Origin of the sequence: Rheinheimera sp. A13L (assembly GCF_000217935.1) — a bacterium.
Classification (GTDB): Bacteria; Pseudomonadota; Gammaproteobacteria; order Enterobacterales; family Alteromonadaceae; genus Pararheinheimera.
In genome coordinates this window covers 1-18,131 of record NZ_AFHI01000026.1, presented here as the reverse complement: position 1 = coordinate 18,131, position 18,131 = coordinate 1, and the positions used below count along the sequence as shown (strand labels likewise).

24 protein-coding genes are annotated in these 18,131 nt (G+C 46.7%); 15 read left to right on the top strand and 9 right to left on the bottom strand.

Features of this window, described 5'->3' with window-relative positions; genetic code table 11:
• The 7 genes from gspH (at position 1) to RHEIN_RS14070 (ending at position 5,128) form a co-directional block, all read left to right on the top strand.
• Entirely contained in the window at positions 1-627 is a 627-nt protein-coding gene (gspH, locus tag RHEIN_RS14100; protein ID WP_008899650.1) for a type II secretion system minor pseudopilin GspH, read from the top strand.
• The gene (gene gspI, locus RHEIN_RS14095; protein WP_008899649.1) at positions 624-995 is read left to right on the top strand and encodes a type II secretion system minor pseudopilin GspI; all 372 of its coding nucleotides are present in this window, start codon (positions 624-626) and stop codon (positions 993-995) included. The genes gspH and gspI overlap by 4 nt, the downstream gene beginning before the upstream one ends.
• A complete protein-coding gene (gspJ, locus tag RHEIN_RS14090) occupies positions 982-1,593 on the top strand; it encodes a type II secretion system minor pseudopilin GspJ (RefSeq protein WP_008899648.1) in 612 nt (203 codons plus the stop codon). Before gspI ends, gspJ begins: the two co-directional genes overlap by 14 nt.
• Positions 1,593-2,573: a type II secretion system minor pseudopilin GspK gene (gene gspK / locus RHEIN_RS14085; protein ID WP_008899647.1), complete on the top strand. Its 981-nt coding sequence runs from the start codon at positions 1,593-1,595 to the stop codon at positions 2,571-2,573. Before gspJ ends, gspK begins: the two co-directional genes overlap by 1 nt.
• Positions 2,570-3,760, top strand: coding sequence for a type II secretion system protein GspL (gene gspL / locus RHEIN_RS14080; RefSeq protein ID WP_008899646.1), 1,191 nt, complete (start codon positions 2,570-2,572; stop codon positions 3,758-3,760). Before gspK ends, gspL begins: the two co-directional genes overlap by 4 nt.
• A gap of 144 nt (positions 3,761-3,904) precedes the next feature.
• Complete coding sequence (gspM, locus tag RHEIN_RS14075) at positions 3,905-4,369, top strand: type II secretion system protein GspM (RefSeq protein ID WP_008899645.1); 465 nt, start codon at positions 3,905-3,907, stop codon at positions 4,367-4,369.
• Positions 4,370-5,128 (top strand): type II secretion system protein N, encoded by a 759-nt coding sequence (locus RHEIN_RS14070; protein WP_008899644.1) that lies wholly within the window; start codon positions 4,370-4,372, stop codon positions 5,126-5,128. It begins immediately after the preceding gene.
• Here the strand turns inward: RHEIN_RS14070 and yrfG are convergent.
• On the bottom strand, positions 5,103-5,792 hold the full coding sequence (yrfG, locus tag RHEIN_RS14065) for a GMP/IMP nucleotidase (RefSeq protein WP_008899643.1): 690 nt from the start codon (positions 5,790-5,792) through the stop codon (positions 5,103-5,105). The genes RHEIN_RS14070 and yrfG overlap by 26 nt on opposite strands.
• Positions 5,793-5,853: 61 nt before the next feature.
• On the opposite strand from yrfG, the gene nudE reads away from it, so the two are divergent.
• Both nudE and cysQ read left to right on the top strand, forming a co-directional pair.
• Entirely contained in the window at positions 5,854-6,432 is a 579-nt protein-coding gene (gene nudE, locus RHEIN_RS14060; RefSeq protein WP_008899642.1) for an ADP compounds hydrolase NudE, read from the top strand.
• Entirely contained in the window at positions 6,419-7,246 is an 828-nt protein-coding gene (gene cysQ, locus RHEIN_RS14055) for a 3'(2'),5'-bisphosphate nucleotidase CysQ (RefSeq protein WP_008899641.1), read from the top strand. The genes nudE and cysQ overlap by 14 nt, the downstream gene beginning before the upstream one ends.
• 2 nt (positions 7,247-7,248) lie before the next feature.
• Here cysQ and RHEIN_RS14050 read toward each other — a convergent pair whose 3' ends face one another.
• Positions 7,249-7,506 (bottom strand): YheU family protein, encoded by a 258-nt coding sequence (locus RHEIN_RS14050; RefSeq protein WP_008899640.1) that lies wholly within the window; start codon positions 7,504-7,506, stop codon positions 7,249-7,251.
• Positions 7,506-8,513 carry a hydrolase gene (locus RHEIN_RS14045; RefSeq protein WP_008899639.1) on the bottom strand — a complete coding sequence of 336 codons (1,008 nt, stop codon included), beginning with the start codon at positions 8,511-8,513 and terminating at the stop codon, positions 7,506-7,508. Before RHEIN_RS14045 ends, RHEIN_RS14050 begins: the two co-directional genes overlap by 1 nt.
• Before the next feature lie 57 nt (positions 8,514-8,570).
• Between RHEIN_RS14045 and RHEIN_RS14040 the strand changes: the two genes are divergently transcribed.
• From RHEIN_RS14040 to RHEIN_RS14030, 3 genes are all read left to right on the top strand, one after another.
• The gene (locus tag RHEIN_RS14040) at positions 8,571-9,068 is read left to right on the top strand and encodes a hypothetical protein (protein WP_008899638.1); all 498 of its coding nucleotides are present in this window, start codon (positions 8,571-8,573) and stop codon (positions 9,066-9,068) included.
• The gene (locus RHEIN_RS14035; protein ID WP_008899637.1) at positions 9,065-10,642 is read left to right on the top strand and encodes a GMC family oxidoreductase; all 1,578 of its coding nucleotides are present in this window, start codon (positions 9,065-9,067) and stop codon (positions 10,640-10,642) included. The genes RHEIN_RS14040 and RHEIN_RS14035 overlap by 4 nt, the downstream gene beginning before the upstream one ends.
• 261 nt (positions 10,643-10,903) lie before the next feature.
• Positions 10,904-11,119 (top strand): hypothetical protein, encoded by a 216-nt coding sequence (locus RHEIN_RS14030; RefSeq protein ID WP_008899635.1) that lies wholly within the window; start codon positions 10,904-10,906, stop codon positions 11,117-11,119.
• Between the two features lie 504 nt (positions 11,120-11,623).
• Here the strand turns inward: RHEIN_RS14030 and RHEIN_RS20735 are convergent.
• The 3 genes from RHEIN_RS20735 to RHEIN_RS14015 all read right to left on the bottom strand — a co-directional run bounded on the left by RHEIN_RS20735 (position 11,624) and on the right by RHEIN_RS14015 (position 14,229).
• The gene (locus RHEIN_RS20735; protein WP_008899633.1) at positions 11,624-11,752 is read right to left on the bottom strand and encodes a DUF3149 domain-containing protein; all 129 of its coding nucleotides are present in this window, start codon (positions 11,750-11,752) and stop codon (positions 11,624-11,626) included.
• A gap of 82 nt (positions 11,753-11,834) precedes the next feature.
• Entirely contained in the window at positions 11,835-12,344 is a 510-nt protein-coding gene (locus RHEIN_RS14020) for a TIGR02444 family protein (protein ID WP_008899632.1), read from the bottom strand.
• Positions 12,316-14,229: an ABC transporter ATP-binding protein gene (locus RHEIN_RS14015; protein WP_008899631.1), complete on the bottom strand. Its 1,914-nt coding sequence runs from the start codon at positions 14,227-14,229 to the stop codon at positions 12,316-12,318. The genes RHEIN_RS14020 and RHEIN_RS14015 overlap by 29 nt, the downstream gene beginning before the upstream one ends.
• Positions 14,230-14,339: 110 nt before the next feature.
• Here RHEIN_RS14015 and RHEIN_RS14010 point away from each other — a divergent pair, with 110 nt between their 5' ends.
• On the top strand, positions 14,340-14,546 hold the full coding sequence (locus RHEIN_RS14010; protein ID WP_008899630.1) for a YheV family putative zinc ribbon protein: 207 nt from the start codon (positions 14,340-14,342) through the stop codon (positions 14,544-14,546).
• Here RHEIN_RS14010 and RHEIN_RS14005 read toward each other — a convergent pair.
• Positions 14,543-14,767: a SlyX family protein gene (locus tag RHEIN_RS14005; RefSeq protein WP_008899629.1), complete on the bottom strand. Its 225-nt coding sequence runs from the start codon at positions 14,765-14,767 to the stop codon at positions 14,543-14,545. The two genes, RHEIN_RS14010 and RHEIN_RS14005, sit on opposite strands and share 4 nt — an antisense overlap.
• On the bottom strand, positions 14,764-15,747 hold the full coding sequence (locus RHEIN_RS14000; protein ID WP_008899628.1) for a WD40 repeat domain-containing protein: 984 nt from the start codon (positions 15,745-15,747) through the stop codon (positions 14,764-14,766). The genes RHEIN_RS14005 and RHEIN_RS14000 overlap by 4 nt, the downstream gene beginning before the upstream one ends.
• A gap of 96 nt (positions 15,748-15,843) precedes the next feature.
• Here RHEIN_RS14000 and RHEIN_RS13995 point away from each other — a divergent pair, with 96 nt between their 5' ends.
• Positions 15,844-16,602, top strand: a complete 759-nt coding sequence (locus RHEIN_RS13995; protein ID WP_008899627.1) for an FKBP-type peptidyl-prolyl cis-trans isomerase — start codon at positions 15,844-15,846, stop codon at positions 16,600-16,602.
• A 73-nt stretch (positions 16,603-16,675) separates the two neighbouring features.
• On the opposite strand, the gene RHEIN_RS13990 is transcribed toward RHEIN_RS13995, so the two are convergent.
• On the bottom strand, positions 16,676-17,161 hold the full coding sequence (locus tag RHEIN_RS13990) for an Rsd/AlgQ family anti-sigma factor (protein WP_008899626.1): 486 nt from the start codon (positions 17,159-17,161) through the stop codon (positions 16,676-16,678).
• A 150-nt stretch (positions 17,162-17,311) separates the two neighbouring features.
• Between RHEIN_RS13990 and nudC the strand changes: the two genes are divergently transcribed.
• Positions 17,312-18,112: an NAD(+) diphosphatase gene (nudC, locus tag RHEIN_RS13985; protein WP_008899625.1), complete on the top strand. Its 801-nt coding sequence runs from the start codon at positions 17,312-17,314 to the stop codon at positions 18,110-18,112.
• Positions 18,113-18,131: the final 19 nt, after the last annotated feature.

Genomic DNA, 18,131 nt, shown 5'->3' with positions numbered 1-18,131 from the left:
ATGAAACACCACCGCGGTTTTACCTTGCTTGAAATCATGTTAGTGATGCTGTTATTGGGTTTAATGGCATCTTACGTGGTGGTGAACTTTGTCAGCGAATCTCGTACTGCCCGTCTTCAGAAAGAAACCAACCGTCTGCAGCAACTGGTGCAGGTGGTGTCTGAAACGGCTATTTTAAAGCAGCAGGATTTTGGCCTGCAGCTGAGCGACAAAGGTTATCAGTTTCTGGTGCATAACGGTGTGCAGTGGCTGGAAGTGGGGGAACCTAAATTTATGCAGTTTCACCCCTGGCCAGAAACAGTGCAGGCCGAACTCGAACTTGAAGGCTTAAGCTGGGCAGAAGACAGTATTTTAGGTCAGGAAGAATTCCGCGAATTGCAGGAAGAGATACAGGAACAGCTGGCCGAAGCTGAGGCAGAAGAAAGCAAAGAAGGCAAAGCCAAAGATCCGACCAAAGCTCGTGAAAGACCATTGTTGCCAAATATCTATATTTTGTCTTCAGGTGACATCAGTCCTTTTCAACTGGTGCTGGCGGATGAAACTGAACGTCCTTTTTGGTATCAGACACTGATAGGCGAATACAGTATTCCGCTGATTAAATCTGATGTGGAAAACAGCAGACCATGAAAAGCAAAGGTTTTACCCTGATAGAGTTGTTGATTGCGATGGCCGTGTTTGCCACAGCTGGCGCTGCTGTGATGAAAACAGCATCTGAGCATATGAATTCTATCTCTCATCTGGAAAATATGACCTTTGCATCCTATGTGGCGGAAAATCAGCTGAATGCGGTATTTCTGGAGAAAATCTGGCCATTAAAAAGTGAACAGAAAACCGTAGAGTTTGCCAACCGTAACTGGCTGTGGCAGCAAGAAATTAATAAAACACCTGATGCTAATTTTAGCGCTGTAGTGGTGAAAGTCAGTCTGGCCGATAACCCGGAAAAGGTGCTGTATCAGTTGCAAACTTATGTAGGTAAACCTGATGCTGAACGTTAACAGGGGCCGTGGTTTTACCTTTATTGAAATGTTATTAGCTATGGCAATTTTTGCCTTAGTAGGCTTAGCTTCCGCCAGCGTATTGTCCAGTGTGACTGAGTCCGATGCAGCCTCGCAAAAAGCCGCTGAACGGCTGGCACAAATACAACGTTTTTTCCTGATTTTAGAGCGCGATTTAGCGCAAATCAGTGCACGGCAAATCAGGGTGGAAGGTGAAGAACCTTTACGTTCGCCTTTGATAGGTGAAAAACTGATGCTGGAAAGCGACGAAGGGGGTTTTGCTTTTGTGCACAGTGGCTGGCGTAACCCGGGTATGGTGTTACCACGCAGCGAAATTCAGGCTGTGGCTTATCGTTTACGTGAAGGCAAAATTGAGCGGCTTTTTAGCTTGTTTCCTGATGCAGTAACGGGCACTGAGCCTAAAGTGCAGCCTTTGCTGGACAGAGTGACTGGTTTTAAAGTGGAGTTTTTAAAAGACGAAGAGTGGCAGGAGAACTGGAATGAAGATAAGTTACCTAAAGCTATTCGTTTAACCATCAGTCATGAGCAACTGGGTGAAATGCAGCGCTTTTATACACTGATGAATGGGTTAACCTGATGCGGCGTCAGGCAGGTGTGGCTTTAGTGGTTGTGATGATGATTGTCGCCTTTGTGGTGGTGATTGCCGTGAGCATGAGTGGACGTTTGCAGCTGCAGTTGCAGCGCCAGCTGAATTTACAGCAACAACAACAAGCCTATTGGTATGGTATAGCGGCAGAGCAAGCCAGTATTCAGTTGTTAAAAAGCACAGTAGCGGGTAAAGAAACCGTGAACTTGTCACAGGACTGGGCGCAGTTAGGTGCCACTTTTCCGGTCGACGACGGCAGCATTACCGGCAAGCTGATTGATTTACAAAGTTGCTTTAACTTAAATAATTTACAACGACCTGCCGAGCAGCAGCAGGTGGGGGCAGGCCAGACGACCAGCCAAAAAGCCTTTCAGCGTTTGCTGGAGTTAAAGGCAACAGATTTGTCGATGCCGGCTGAGTATTTAACAGCACGGGTCAGCGACTGGCTGGATGCAGACAGTTTATTGCAAACTGCAGGTGGCGCAGAACAGGATGATTATGCTGGTTTGCAAATGCCTTTTTATACGGCGAATAGTTTAATGGGCTCGACCTCAGAATTGCGGGTCATGCTGGATTTAACTCCGGCAGATTATGAGTTGGTGCGGCCCTGGGTTTGTGTGATCCCTAAAAACAGCACCAGTAAACTGAACCTGAATACTATTACGGTAGAAAATGCGGCCTTATTAGCGGCTTATATTCCTGAACTGGATGAAGGGACAGCGTCAGATTTAATTAGCAGCAGGCCAGAAGAAGGTTTTGCCACTATAGATGAAGTATGGGCCAGTCCTCAGTTGGCGAACATCAGCGTCACGGATGAGGTTAAAGCCATGATGACAATAAATTCTAATTATTTTGTGCTCGAAACCACAGTGAAATATATGGATACCATCTTTAATCTGGCCTCTGTATTGGTAATTGATGAGCAACAAAAAGTAAAAGTGATAGCGCGGCGGTTTGGAGGCCAGTGGTGAACGAACAATTAATAATAAGACTGGGCAGTCAGCCACAGCAGCCAATCAGTTGGTTGGTATGGTCCGCCATCAATAAAGAGATTATCGCCAGCGGTCAGTTGGCGTCCGCCGACGAACTGGCAGCATTGTCAGAACGTTTGGGCCGTCGTCCCGTGGTGGCTTTAGTGCCTGCTGCTGACGTGGTGTTAAGTGAAGTGTTATTACCAGCCAAACCCAACCGGCAAATTATCCAGGCCTTGCCTTATATGCTCGAAGAAGAGCATGCAGAGGATATTGAGCAGCTGTATCTGGCTTTGGGTGTATGCCAGCAGCGTGGTAAAGAATACTGGCAACAAGTGGCTTTATGTAAAAAAACTCAATTGGAACAATGGGTCGGTTCACTGGTTGTCGCTGGTTTTCAGCCAATCCAGTTAGTGCCAGATGCCTTGTTATTACCAGAACATCAGGACGGTGCTTCAGCTATTGAGTTATCTGGTCAGTGGTTATTACGGCAGGGCCCATGGCAGGCATCCAGTATTGAACCGAACTGGTGGCCGGACTTTTTAAGCCTGGCCAACATCGAACTCATTTACAGCTACAGCCCATGGCCAGCGGAGATACTGCAAAATGTCCAGGCTGCTGAACCTGAATTGCCGCTGGCTTTGTTAGCGCAGCAACTGCCAGAACAACGCTTTAGTTTATTGCAGGGCCAGTACGCACCGAAAAAAGCGCAGAATAAAGTCTGGTCATTATGGCAAAACTCCATAGTGCTGGGTGCCAGTTGTTTAGCTTTGTATCTGCTCGTCTTAGGTGCTCAGGTGTGGCAACAAGGCCAACTGCTGCAGCAACAAAGAGCAGAGCTTGTGACTCTGTATAAAAGTCGCTTCCCTGCTGAATCAACCAGGGATATTTCCCGTCAGCTGGCCCGTAAGTTACAAGGCGCAGGCAGTGGTCAGGACGCCAGTTTATTCAGCTTACTGAATGAATTGCAGCAGGAATTGGCTGCGACCACCAATATGCGTTTAGACAACTTACGCTACGACCAAAAAAACAGTGAATTGCGCTTTCAGGCTGAAGCGGACAGCTTCCAACGCTTTGATCACTTAAAAACCCGACTGGAACAAAAAGGTTTTGAAGTGAAACAAGGGGCTTTAAGTAACGACAGCGGCAAAGTGCAGGGCACTGTAGCTATGAAGGTGAAAGCATGAAAAATTGGCAGGATAGACAATTTTCACAGCCGCAGGCTGCCATTCAGGGTAATGCACATGGAGGTGCATTATGAAAAATTGGCAGGATAGACAATTTTCACAGCCGCAGGCTGCCATTCAGGGTGCGGCACATGGAGGTAACCTATGAGCCGTATGCAACCACTGCAAAGCTGGTGGCTATCGCTACAAAAACGTGAACAACAGTTGGTGCTGGGGGCTGGTGTCACTTTAGCTCTGGCGGCTTTTTATTGGCTGCTGTGGGCTCCGTTACACCTCAGTTACCAAAGTCAACAAGTGCAGTTGCAACAGGTCAGTCAGCAGTTGTTGCAGGTCAGCAATTTTCCTGTGGTATCCACACAGACCAAAGTGCAGGGTAGTCTGACTGATATAATTAGCTCCAGTGCCCGTACTCATAAGATTCAGGTCAGCCGGATGCAGCCACAAAATGATCAGATGCAGGTGATGCTGAACGATATTAGTTTTGATCAACTGTTGACCTGGCTGCATGCTTTGCAGTACCAGCATAATGTCAGCATAGTGCAACTGGATCTGGCAGTGGCCGATGCCCCGGGCATGGTACGTGTTCGTCGTTTATTAGTTGAGTCGTAAATGAATTATAAAAAAATAATACCTGCTGCTATTGGCCTTTATCTGGTGTTTTTAGTACTGCTGGCACCAGCTGCCTGGTGGTTAAAGTTAATCTCTTTACCTGCACAAGTGCAATTAGGCCCTGTAACCGGCACTTTATGGCAAGGTCAGGTGCAGGCGGTGTCGCTGAATGGCTATGTGTTACCCCAGGTTAGCTGGCAATTGAAGCCCTGGTCTTTATTGATGGGAAAACTGGCGTTGAATTTGGATATAGGCCAAATCCGGCAAACCACTTTGCCTTATGCCAAAGCTCAGTTGTCTTATGGTTTCTCCGGTCTGGAACTGCAATCAAGTCAGTTACGTTTACCTGTAGAGCCTATAGTGCCTTTACTGAAATTACGTTTGCCATTTCAGGTGGCGGCCAGTGGCAATATGTTGCTGAATATTCAGAATTTCAGTATGGGGCAGCCCTGGTGTGAACAACTGGCAGGCAAAGCCAGCTGGCTCGAGGCAAAATTTCAGGCGCCATCGGGCTGGATCGATTTAAAAGCCATAGATGCCAACTTAAGTTGTGAACAAGGCCAGTTGCAACTGGTGACTGAACCCGGTAATCCGTTGGCGCTGAATGTCACGGCTTTAATAGGTGAGCAGGGGAAATACCAGCTTAACGGCACTATGAAACCAGACGCCAGCTTGCCAAAAGAAGTGCATCAGGCGATGCAGTTTGTTGGCCAGCCGGACGCTGAAGGGCGTTTTACTCTGAAGTTACAGAGCAACTAGCTGTACCGCTAATCTCCGCCAGTAACACCGAATAATCTTCTATAGCTGGAAACTCAGTGATAGCTCTGCTGGGTTTCTGGCTGTCAGGATTGGCGACTGCCAATAAATGGCCAATACCAAAACGTTGAGCGGACTGCAAAATAGGCAGGCTGTCATCGACAAATAAAGTGCGTTTAGGGTCAAAACCAAAACGCTGTTGCAGCTGTTGCCAAAGCTCCTGTTGTTCTTTTGTCACACCAAATTCATGAGTCGACACCAGTATGTCTATGTAGCTGGCAAGCTCAGTGCGCTCTATTTTGAGTGACAACGAATCCGGGTGGGCATTGGTCACCAGTATCACTTGGCGGCCCGAGTTTTTTAACGCTGTTAAAAAAGCCGGTGTATCGGCGCGCATCTGAATTTTATCCATCACTTCACGTTTTAATGCAGTGATAGGCAGCGCCAGTCTTTTGGTCCAGTAATCCAGGCAATACCACTCAATTTTACCGTTGAGTTCATGGTACTGTGCTTCAAGCTGCTGTTTGGCGTCTGTCAGACTAATGCCACTGAGTTCTGCCCAGCGTTTTGGTAAATGCTCCAGCCAGAAGTAGTTGTCAAAGTGTAAATCCAGCAAAGTACCGTCCATATCCAGCAAAACGGTATCAATTTGTCTCCAGTCCAGCATAGGTTTTTCCAGCTAATCCATTTATAGTAAGACGATGGCCCATTGTAGCAGAGGCAGTTTTATGGCGCAGCGCGACAGCGACAAAGAAAAACCGCAAATTTTAGAGCAGAAACTGGTCGCTGAAAGTCGGCTGTTTAAAATTGAACAGTTGGATCTGCAATTCAGCAACGGCGAAAAACGTACTTACGAGCGAATGAAAGGCGGTAGCCGTGGTGCCGTGATGGTGGTGGCTTGCCCTGATCCTCAGCATTTTTATCTGATCCGTGAATACTGTGCCGGTACCCATGATTACCAGTTAGGTTTCCCTAAAGGCCTTATTGACCCGGGCGAAACTGCAGCTGAAGCAGCCAACCGTGAACTGCAGGAAGAAATAGGATTTAAAGCGGCTCGATTAATTCCGTTAAAAACCGTTGCCTTAGCTCCAGGTTACTTTAGTGCTACAATGCATATTGTATTGGCATTGGATTTAACAGCATCCAGCCTGCCAGGTGATGAGCCCGAACCTTTGGAACTTGTGCCCTGGCAGTGGCAACAGCAGTTTGAGTTGTTAGATCAAAGCGATTTCACTGAGGCCCGCAGTGTAGCGGCTTTGTTTTTAGCCCGAGATTATCTGGACAAGCATCAGGATGTTTTTAAGTAGGTTATTAGAACCAGTCAAAGACGCAGCTCGTGCAGCTGGGGATACCTTGTGGTCTATGTACCAGAGTGGCGACTTTGAATCCAAAAATAAAGCGGATGAAAGTCCTGTCACCAGCGCTGATTTAGCTGCCAATGCGCTGATTTTGCATGCCTTAACTGAACTTGCTCCGGAAATTCCAGTTGTCTCTGAAGAAATGCATTTACTGCCGCTGCGCCAGCGCCAGGATTGGCCACGCTATTGGCTGATTGACCCTATGGATGGCACCCAGGAGTTTATTGCCCGCAGTGGCGATTTTGCCGTCAGCATAGCGCTGGTGGAACATGGCTGGCCTGTATTGGGGGTTATTTACTGGCCGAAAGAAAAAATCTGGTATTACGCTACCCGTGGTAATGGCGCCTTTAAACAGCAACAACATTTAATCAATCGTATTCAGGTCAATCAGCATCAACCTGGTGATGTGCTTAAAATAGCAGTCAGCCGTCGTCAACCCATTGAGCATATTCATCAGTTGCTCAACACTCCGGCCAGTTCAGAATTTATTGCTTTAGGCAGCTGTTCACTGAAAAGCTGTTTAGTGGCTGAAGGTGGCGCCGATTGTTACTTACGTTTAGGCCCAACAGGCGAATGGGATACGGCAGCTGTGCATGTGATAGTTGAAGAAGCGGGTGGCAAAATTCTGGACAGTCAGTTTGCGCCTTTAAGTTATAACCAGCGTGAAACCTTATCCAATCCCGACTTTATGGTCATAGGCCGCTCTGAAGTACCATGGACAGAACTGATCCGGGCCCATAGTGCAACCCGGACTTTAGGCTGATTTCAGAAGGCGCCATTCTCCAGCTCACCTTGTTTTACCAGTTGTCGCCATTGCTGTTTGGTAATGATGTCCACACTTTCGTGTAACTCTGAATACAAGATCACCAGCTGGTCGGCTTGAAGCTGAAGTTTCACCTGAGCCACTTTATCGCTCAGGCTTATATCCTGTTCACCATACTCAGTGCCCTCACGTAATACAAAAGCTTCGATCAGGCCATCGAGCGTATCTGCGGACAATTCCTGATAGGGGATCAGTAACATCAGTGGTTTCCTAAAAATTGGCTAAGGTAAGGTGGCAGCTGTTGCTCCAGATAATACTCCGCTTTAAAAGGTGTATTGCCGGTAACAAAACCAACATGGCCACCATGGCGGGATAACAACAACTGCACATAAGGTGGCATTTCATCAGCTTTGGGTAATACAGCTGGTGATAAAAATGGATCATCTTTGGCATGCACCAGTAACAAAGGCACACGCACTTGTTTTAAAAAAGCTTTGCCACTGGATTTTTGATAATAGTCATCGGCATTCTGAAAACCGTGCAAGGGTGCTGTCAGTAAATCATCAAAGTCCCGGATGGTTTTTAACGCCAGAATTTGGGCTTTACTGACGGGCAAAGGAAAATCTTTATGTCTTTCCAGTTTACGCAGCATAGTGGCTTTTAAGCGGCCCAACAGATACCGCTGATAGACTTTACTGCCAGCCTGATTGATACGCTGTGCACTGGGAGCCAGGGCCAAGGGGGCAGATACAGCTATAGCAGCCTTTAAAACACATTGAGCTCCCTGTTCGCCACAATACTTCACCAACACATTGCCGCCTAAAGAAAAGCCAACAGCGGCCAGCTGACGACCCGGATAACGCAGCTGAAGCTGAGCAACCAAATAGGCCAGATCTGCGGTATCCCCTGAATGATAGGCTCGCGGCAGTCGGTTGGCGACACCATTACAACCGCGGAAATGCATTAAAACCGCAATAAAGCCTTGTTGCTGTAATGCGTACAACATACCAGCTGCATAGTGGCTATGAATATTGCCTTCCAGACCATGCAACACCAGCACTATTGGCTTATCTGCCGCCTGCTCCGGGTTTTCTGTCCAGTTCAGCTGTATATGATCGCCATCCGGTAATGCCAGCATTTCTGTTTCTGTCGTCAAAGCGCGACGAGGCGCCAGATATTTGGCCACTATGGTTTGCAGATGGCAGTTACGTAACCACCATGCCGGTTTAAAAGCCGGGGGAAGTTTTACAATTTCAGGGGCTTGCAAAATCAACAGTCCTACTTAACAATCAAAGTCACTTTCTCTGGCCGGACCACAACAGCAATGAACAGACGCCAGTTTATTTTCCGCTCTCTTGCGCTGACAGTAGCTGCCAGCACAGGGTACGCAGTATATCAGTATCAAAGTCTGCAAGGCAGTGACAATGCGGCTGTTCTGGTATTGGATGCGTTATTACCCGCTGTGCTGATGGGGGCTCTACCTGCAGATCCTGTCTCGCAACAGTGGTCGTTGCAGCAAAGCCGGGATGCGGTCTTAGACTTTCTGGCCTATTTACCTCAACATCAGCAGCAACAACTCGATCAGTTGTTTCAGTTACTGCAGCAGGATCTGGCGCTGCTGGCATTAACAGGGCAGTGGTTGCAGCTGGCAGATTTGCCGCTGTCGCAGCGTCTGGATTTGTTAGTAAGCTGGCGCGACAGTTATTTTTCTTTGTTACAACAAGCGTTTAGCGGTTTGCGCGAACTGATTTACGGAGCCTTTTATGGGCAGCCTCAGCATTGGTTGGCTTTGGGTTATAGCGCGCCGGAGTTTAATCCATGAAAAATCTGATTGCCGATGGTATGACTACTGGCTGGTCTTATCTGGATGCTTCCACTTTCACTGCAGATAAGCAGTTTGAAGCAGACGTGGTGATAGTAGGCTCTGGCGCCGGTGGCGCTATGGCGGCTGAACAGCTGAGTTTAGCCGGCCTTAAAGTGATTATTCTGGAAATGGGCGCTTTATATGAAGGCAAAGACTTTCAGCAGCAGGAGCGCTGGGCTTATCCTGCTTTGTATCAGGATGGAGCTGGCCGTAAAACCCTGGATCAAAGCATAGGTATATTGCAAGGCCGCACTGTAGGTGGCTCTACGACGGTCAACTGGACTACTTCTATTCGCACCCCGGAAAAAACATTGGAGTACTGGCGTGCTGAATTTGGTTCTGATTTTAACTCAGACAATTTAGCGCCTTATTTTCAACAGGCCGAACAGCGGCTAAATATCCATCCATGGCCAGTGCCACCTAATGCCAATAACGATAAGCTGAAACAAGGCTGTGAAGCTTTAGGCTGGCAATACACTGTGATTAACCGCAATGTCAGCGGCTGCGCCAATCTGGGCTATTGTGGTATGGGCTGCCCTATTAATGCTAAACAATCCATGTTGGTCAGCACTATTCCGTCTGCTATGCAGGCAGGCGCTATGCTGATAAGCCGGGTATCGGCCCGTGAGCTGAAATGGCAGAATGGGCAAGTACAATCATTAGTTGCTGTGCCTGTAGACCCGCATTTTCAGCCTGATTTCAGAGTAAAGCTGTGCTTTAAAGCAAAACATTACATAGTAGCCGCTGGTGCTATAGGTTCACCTGCTTTGCTGCTGCGCTCCAAAGTGCCTAATCCTTCAGGTCGGTTAGGTAAACATACGTACCTGCACCCCAGTGTGATGTCCGGTGCTTTGTTTGACGAAGTGATAGCCGGGCATAGTGGCGCGCCCCAGTCGATTTATTCCGACCAGTTTGTCTGGCCTTCGAACGGGCAGATGGGCTTTAAGCTGGAAGTGCCGCCACTGCATCCGGTGTTAATGGCAACCAAGTTAACAGGCTTAGCACAGTCCCACGCTGCTTTGATGCAGCAGTTTAATCAGCTGCAGGTGGTTATTGCGCTATTGCGCGATGGTTTTCATTCGGATAGTCAGGGTGGCACTGTGTTGTTGTCTGATCAGGGCGAGCCCATGCTGGATTACCCTCTTTCAGATTATCTGTGGCAAGGTGTACAGGATGCTTATCTGGCTATGGCCGAGTTGCAGTTTGCGGCTGGTGCTAAGTCGGTATTACCTGTTCATCAGGATGCTGTTTTATATTCCAGCTGGGCTCAGGCCCGCGAGGCTATTAAAGCGCTGCCACTGCAAAAATACCGTGCTACTCTGGCATCGGCTCATGTGATGGGCGGCTGTAATATGAGTGCCAATGCGGGCAAAGGGGTAGTAAACCTGCAGGGCCGCCATCATCAGCTGGAAAACTTGTCTGTATTTGATGGTTCTGTTTTACCCTCCAGCTTGGGCGCTAATCCGCAATTGACTATTTATGCGCTAGTGTCTTCGTTCACTGAAAAGCTGCTTGCTGAATGGTCTGCTTAACCAACACAGACTGAACTGCGTCCAGCCTGTCCATAAATCTGTACGATTGTTATGCGGATCACTTTATCGGGAAATTGATTTGTGTCTTTTTAGTGATTTAATTGTTTATTAATGGTTAATTTAAAGGCTGCCTGCATGCCTAAGCTGATGCAGGTTGCCACAGCGTTTGCTGAACGACATGGTGATAAGTGTCTGGCTGTATCAGCTGGTCGCAATCTGGAAACGGATTGCTAAACTTAGTGAATCTCAAGGAGAGATACTATGCGTGAATTAACATTAGAGCAAGTTGAAGAGGTAAGTGGTGCTGGACTGAGCAGCGCAGAAGCAGTTGGCATTTTAGGCGGTATGGGCGTTGCTAAGTTCGGTCTTGGTTGGGCTACCATGGGGGTAGGTGCTGCTTTTGCCGCTGGCCCTCTGATTGTTATTGGGATGTCTGGGTTGGCATTTTATGCAGGGTACAAAATGTTTACCCGGTAGTACTATCACTGAAGAGAACCTTTTCCAGGTTCTCTTCTATCGCACAACAAAGCTTTTTAATCCAATGAAAGGATTGGAGGCCTTATGGAAAGTAATATAGGAAATACATTTTTAGTTATCTATCTACTTTACATGCTTCACCTTGTTTACGATATTCGGGAAAGGATTCTTTTAGGTCAAAAGACTAAAGCTATGGGGGGCTCACAATCGCTCTCTGATTTCTTGGTATCGATTTGTAGTGATGACGTAGACAAGGCAGTGAATACTTATAAGGCGGCTACGGGCTGTGATACTGAGGAGGCGAGAGAATTTGTCCACTCATTGAGAAAGCAATTATCGGAGAGGCTTTCCACCTAGAGTTAGGTTCAAACCCTCTATGGCTATATGCGTTAAAAAACTACCGTCTCCATCTGCCCTAATAGATGATCTTGCAAACTGATTGAGTCGAATTCGAAACATGCTCTGTATTAACACGTTCTTACAGAGCATGTTTTTTAATTATCACTATTCCGCGTGTGAAGTTTTATATAAAAAGTAGCCAGCGTAAAACAGGCATAAGCCAATCACCAACGCCAGACCGGTAAAGGATATAAAAATAACCGGGTCGTTAATAAATTCCTGCCATAAGTTCATGATCTAGCCCTCGCTGTTGTCTGATAGGCTAAGTCTAGAGACAACAACACAAGCTAAACCTGATATAGATCAAAGTTGGATTTTACAGGCTCTCCAACTGCTGGCTTTGTTGATACAGATCAAGAATTTCAGCGTCCAGCTGCTCAACCGGGGCTTGGATCAACACTAAATAGTGATCCAGGAGCTGGCTGTAAGGCAACAGATCGTCAGTCAGACCCAGCTGATTAAATTGCTGCACCAATAACTGCTGTTCCAGTTTTTCCGCCGCAAGCTCTGTATTAAGCAACTGCTGGCGTAAAGGCTGCTGCATATCGGATTCCAACCAGGGCGAAGGTAAAGTGCGGCGTAAGGCCCGGATAGACTGGGTGACCTCAGTGCTGAAGTGCTTCAATAAATCTTCCAGCTGTAGCAGTTGAGCTTCGCTTACACTTTGCTGTTGTTTGTCCAGATAGAGTAAAAACAGCAGCAGGTTAATATTCACACCATAGTTGTCCTGCCATTGCAGGCACAAGTCTTTAATAGCCGGATACAAGCTCAGGCTGTACCGCCAGAACTGCTCAGAACTAAGAATTTTTTTGCCAGAATTCTGCACTTTGTTGCTCCCATGCTTCCTGAGCTTCGAACCATTGTTCTTCCACTTCAGATAATTCCTTTTGGACTTTTGTTTGCTCGGCCAATGTTTTAGTCAGTTCAGCTTTACGAACCGCGTCGTAAATCCCGGCATCGGCCAAAGCGGTTTCAATCAGCTGTTGTTGCTGGTGCAGTTTTTCTTGTTGTTGCTCCAGCTTTTCAATTTTTTGCTTTAAAGGCCGTTGTAAAGTACGCAGCTCTGCTTCCAGCCGTTTTTGATCTTTACGATTTTGTGCACTGTTAGCTGTTACGCTGTCATCAGGGGCAGAAGCTGCATTACTGGCGCGTTGATCCTGTTGCAACCACTGATAATAATCCGATAAATCACCGGCAAAAGGCGCTACTTTGCCATGCGCCACCAGATAAAATTCATCTGTGGTGCTGCTGAGTAAATGTCTGTCATGCGATACCACCACAATAGCGCCTTCAAAGCTTTGCAACGCCATAACGATGGCTTCACGCATATCCAAATCTAAGTGGTTGGTCGGTTCATCCAGCAACAGCAGGTTAGGGCGCTGATACACCAGTAACGCCAGTACCAGACGAGCTTTTTCACCACCGGAAAAAGGTGCGCAGGCTGATAGGGCTTTGTCGCCATGAAAACCAAAACCACCAATATAATCACGCAGTTGTTGTTCAGTTGCATCCGGCGCTAAACGCACTAAATGCTGTAAAGGTGAATCCTGTGGTCTTAAGGTTTCCAGCTGGTGCTGGGCAAAATAACCAATACTGACGCCGTTGGCATACCAAATCTCACCGGCTTGTGGTGTTAAAGAGCCGGATAACATTTTTATCAGCGTCGATTTACCCGCGCCGTTGCGACCCAGCAAACCTATACGGCTACCTGGCAGCAACTGAAAGTTAATCTGCTGCAAAATAGGCGTATCACCATAACCAGCTTTGACGTTTTCCATCTTCAGCAAAGGGTTAGGTAAAGAGCGTGGGTCTAAAAACTCAAACTGAAAAGGGGAGTCGGCATGGGCAGGAGCCAATAACGTCATGCGTTCCAGCGCTTTGATCCGGCTTTGCGCTTGTTTGGCTTTAGTGGCCTGAGCGCGGAAACGGTCAATATACTTTTGCAGATGCGCCACCTGGCGTTGTTGTTTCTCAAACATTGACTGGTGTTGCGATAAATGTTCGGCGCGCTGACGTTCAAACTGGCTGTAGTTGCCTTTGTATAAAGTTAAAGTCTGATTGTCGATATGCACCGTATTATCAATCACAGCGTCCAGGAAGTCGCGGTCGTGGCTGATCAGTAACAAAGTACCAGTGTAAGAAGCCAGATATTTTTCCAGCCACAGCACAGCGTCTAAATCTAAGTGGTTGGTGGGTTCATCCAATAACAATAATTCGGCAGGTTGCATCAGGGCTTTGGCCAGGTTTAAACGCATACGCCAGCCACCTGAAAATGACTTCACACTGTGTTGCTGCGCTGCACCACTAAAACCCAGGCCATCCAATAAAACACCGGCTTTGGCTTCAGCTCTGTAGCCATCTAAAGCGTCAATCTGATGATGCACTGCTGCCAAATCGACACTGCCGTCGGTAATTTTTAATTGCTGTAACAAAGGAAACAGTTTTTCGTCACCTTGCAGCACATAGTCCATGGCCGACATATCCAAAGCCGGGGTTTCCTGCGCTACTGTGGAGATAGTCCAACTGGATGGAATAGAGACAGAACCGGCGTCTGGTTGCAGTTTTTGTTGCAACAAAGCAAAAAGACTGGATTTGCCGCAACCGTTGGCGCCAATTATTCCGACCTTTTGGCCTGGAAATACGGTAAGATCGGCCTGTTGCAGTAAGCAATTAATACCGCGTCGCAGTTCGACGTTTTGCAGTTGGATCATGGTGTTTTAGCCCGGACGAAAATTGGTTGCTACTCTAATCGCAAAGTGGCGACAAACCAAGAGCACAAGCGGTATTGATGCGATAAAAGCCCAGTTTGGAGAGTAAAAACATGACGGAAAGAAAGAAAAAACGCTTTATCGCTGGTGCAACCTGCCCACAATGTAAAGCTGTAGACACCTTGATGTTGTTTATTGAAAACAATGTGGAAAAAGTAGAATGTGTACAATGTGGCCATCATATGGCACAACCCGAACAGCAGGTGGCAAAAGCATCCCGTGCTGCTGAACAGGTAATAGGGGTGTTTAAACCTGATTAATAGTGCGGTGGTGGTGGCTCTTCGTCTACACGTAAAATGCCACTATCGTTACCCTTGCTGATTTTTTCCGCCAGCAGCATCACTTGCCGTTGCAGCTTTTCGATGCTTTTCTGATGTTCATGTAACTCGTCATTCAGCGTTTGCACCACATCTTCCTGAAAAGCCAGTTTGCTCTCCAGATCAATAAGTTGTTGCTGCAATTCCACTACTTTTTCTGTCATTGTTTAATCTCCCATACTTCGGCTACGCCACTGGAACTTTCGCTGATAATCTGGCTGTCATTTAAAAATGCCACTGCATGGATCACAGCGCTTGCTGGCCTGCTATTTAGAATAGCCCTGACTTGCCACTGCTGTACTTTTTTCCCTGTTGCCACATCCCATAAAATTAAGGCTCTGGATGGAGAACCTGTGACCAGCCATTTGCCGTTTGGACTAAAGCGGGCGGCGGTAATAATTTGTGCTCTGGCTAATTCAAGCTGGCTGAGTTGTTTACCTGTTTTTAAATCCCAGATAAAACCTTGTAATTCGCTGCCTGCACTAAAGGCATAACGACCTTGTTGATCCAGCGTTACTTTAGTCACCCGGTTTGGATGCGGGAAGCTATGAATAATCTGCGCCGTTTCTGTATCCCATAAATAGGCATAATGATCGTTAGAGCCTGTTAAAGCAAAACGGCCATTGGCTGACATATCGACTGAATTCACATTTTCGGTATGACCTAAAAACTCAATGCGGCGCCCTGAACTTAAGGTGATATGTTGCACCTTGCCATCGCTTTGACCTACCAGCAGATGACGACCAAAGTCAGACACTGCTAAATCGCGGATAGTGGCGTCTTGCACCGACCAAAAACCAATGTTGCGGCCATCATTCATTTGCCATAAGGCAAAATCTTTGCTGTCACCTGTTAATAAATGACTGCCATCCGGGCTCAATGATAAAGACAAAATCTGATTATTGGTTTTTTCCTGATGACCCAGCGAATACAAAGCTGTATCTTTTTGCAGGTCCCAGACTGTGACGCCTGCGTCTAAAGCAGACACAGCAACCAGCGTTGTTTTGTCGTTAATAGCAGCGCCATAAGAGGGCGTTTCGCTATGCAGCACTTGTCGCACAGATTTGGGTTGAACTTCTGAGCAGGCAAAGAGACCAATTGCCAGAAAAATTATCAGATATTTACCGCTATGGGTTAACGTCATTAGCACAAACCGTTAGTATAGGGACGTTGCATAAAACCTTTAAACTTATTAAAACACAATTTTGCAGCCAAACCTGCTTATTTATTGGAGAAATACATGCGTTTATTAACTAAGGTGTCGCTGATTGCGGCTACCGTTTTAACTTTGTCTGCTTGTAATAAAGAAGCTGAGCAGCCAAAACCTCTGGTTTTAGATACTGACACTGCAAAACAATCTTACAGCTTAGGTGTATCTGCTGGTCGTTTTATCGACACTACCATTCAGGAACATGAAAAATTAGGTTTACCTTTAGTTTCTGAAACTATAGTACGTGGTATTCAGGATCAGTTAGCTGGTAAAGCTCAACTGACTGAAGAAGAAGTTCAGAAAGTGATGATGGCGCTGGAACAAACAGCCCGTGAAAAACAAGTTGAAGTGGCGAAAGCTCAGGCTGAACAAAACGTGGCCGCTGGTAAAGCATTTTTAGAAACCAACGCTAAGAAAGAAGGCGTAAAAGTCACTGAGTCAGGTTTACAGTATGAAGTAGTTCAGGCTGCTGAGGGTCCAAAACCTGCTGCAACTGACGTAGTTCGTGTGCACTACACTGGTACTCTGGTCGATGGCACTGAATTTGACAGCTCAAAAGAACGTGGTCCTGCTCAGTTCCCGTTAAACCAGGTGATCAAAGGCTGGACTGAAGGCGTGCAGTTAATGAGCGTTGGTTCTAAGTTCAAATTCACTATCCCTAGCGATTTAGCTTACGGTGAGCGTGACATGGGTACTATCCCTGCAAACAGCGTTTTAGTATTTGACGTTGAATTATTAGGCATTGGCGAAGAAGCCCCTGCAGAAGAAGCTCCGGCTGAAGCTAAGTAATTTTTAGCCAGATAAAAAAAGCGACCTGATGGTCGCTTTTTGCTTTTGTTAGGGCAATGAAAACTGAATTAACTCAGGCAGATACTGCGTTGGAATGCTTGTTATGTAAAGTCTGAATCAGCTCATCTTCGAAATCAAAACGTTCTACCAGAGCCTGGCCTAAAATAGACAAATCACGGTCAAAGTTCTTTGATAAAGTTTGACCATCGGCTTCGGCATATTTGTCATTAAACTCAAGTGCCATATCAGTAGATTTTGCAATTTTTGGATACAAGGCATCTGCCAGCTTGCGGCTATCATGACCATTCACTGCACATTGCGACACAATTTGTTCATAAACTTCAAAATGACCTGCGGATAAATAATCCATCAGCAACTGGCAAAAGTGCTGAATATCGGCCAAATCAGGCAAAGAATTCCCACTTTTTTTGTCAAAAGGAGGCAATGCAGCCAGCTCACAATAACGGACAATCAGGCGCTGCCTTTCATCCAGCCAGTTATCTATAGCTGTCAGGCTGCCACCCCATTTCTGCTGTGCTGACTCTAAACGGGTGTACATATACTTCCCCTTACTCAAGTGACTTACTGCTCAGAACCTCTAATTAAAAGAATTCTCGGATAAAGATCAACTACTTTTTTATTGGTCGGTTCAGTCTTTGGCTCTATCATACGCTTGTTTGCACTAATAAGTGGTGGAGTAAAACAAAAAATGATCAAGCACAATGTGCCTGCTACAGCTGGCTTGTATGGTCACTGGTATATTGTCAGTCAGGGCAAAATCTGGCTGCATTCTGTTGATTCACCGCCACCTCTGTGTCGTTATGACCAGTTGCCTGATTTTTTAGATGGCAGTGAACCTTTGAGTTTGCTCGGTGCTATTGATGGTGTGGATTGTTATCTGCTGAATTACACCGACAGACCAGAAACAGAAGAGCAATGGCATAATGCTCGGGTGTTATTGCAACAGTCCGCAGCTATCTTTGAGCACGCAGCCAGAGCCTGCCAGGTGGCTCTGTTTGTACAAACACATCGATACTGTGGTCAATGTGGCAGTTCGATGCATCTGGTGAACTGGGAGCTTGCAGCGCTTTGTCATAAGTGTGGCCACCGTTGTTACCCCAGAATTAACCCTTGTGTGCTGATTGCTGTAGTTAATGACAAAAATCAATTGCTGCTCGCCCGTTCGGCCCGACATAAAACAGGCTTCTTTTCGATTCTGGCTGGTTTTGTGGAGTCTGCCGAAACGCTGGAACAAGCCGCTGTGCGCGAGGTAAAAGAAGAAGTAGGCATTGAGATCACTAACTTACGTTATATGGGCAGCCAGCCCTGGCCTTTTCCGCATTCGCTGATGACGGCTTTTATCGCCGACTATAAATCAGGTGAGCTGGTATGTCAGCCTGATGAAATAGAAGAAGCACAATGGTTTGATATGGATCAGTTGCCTGAAGTACCAATGGTGGCAACCTTATCAGGTCAGGTGATTCAGTATATTGCTAAGGGTGGTCGATAATTCGCTATGGTCCGCAACC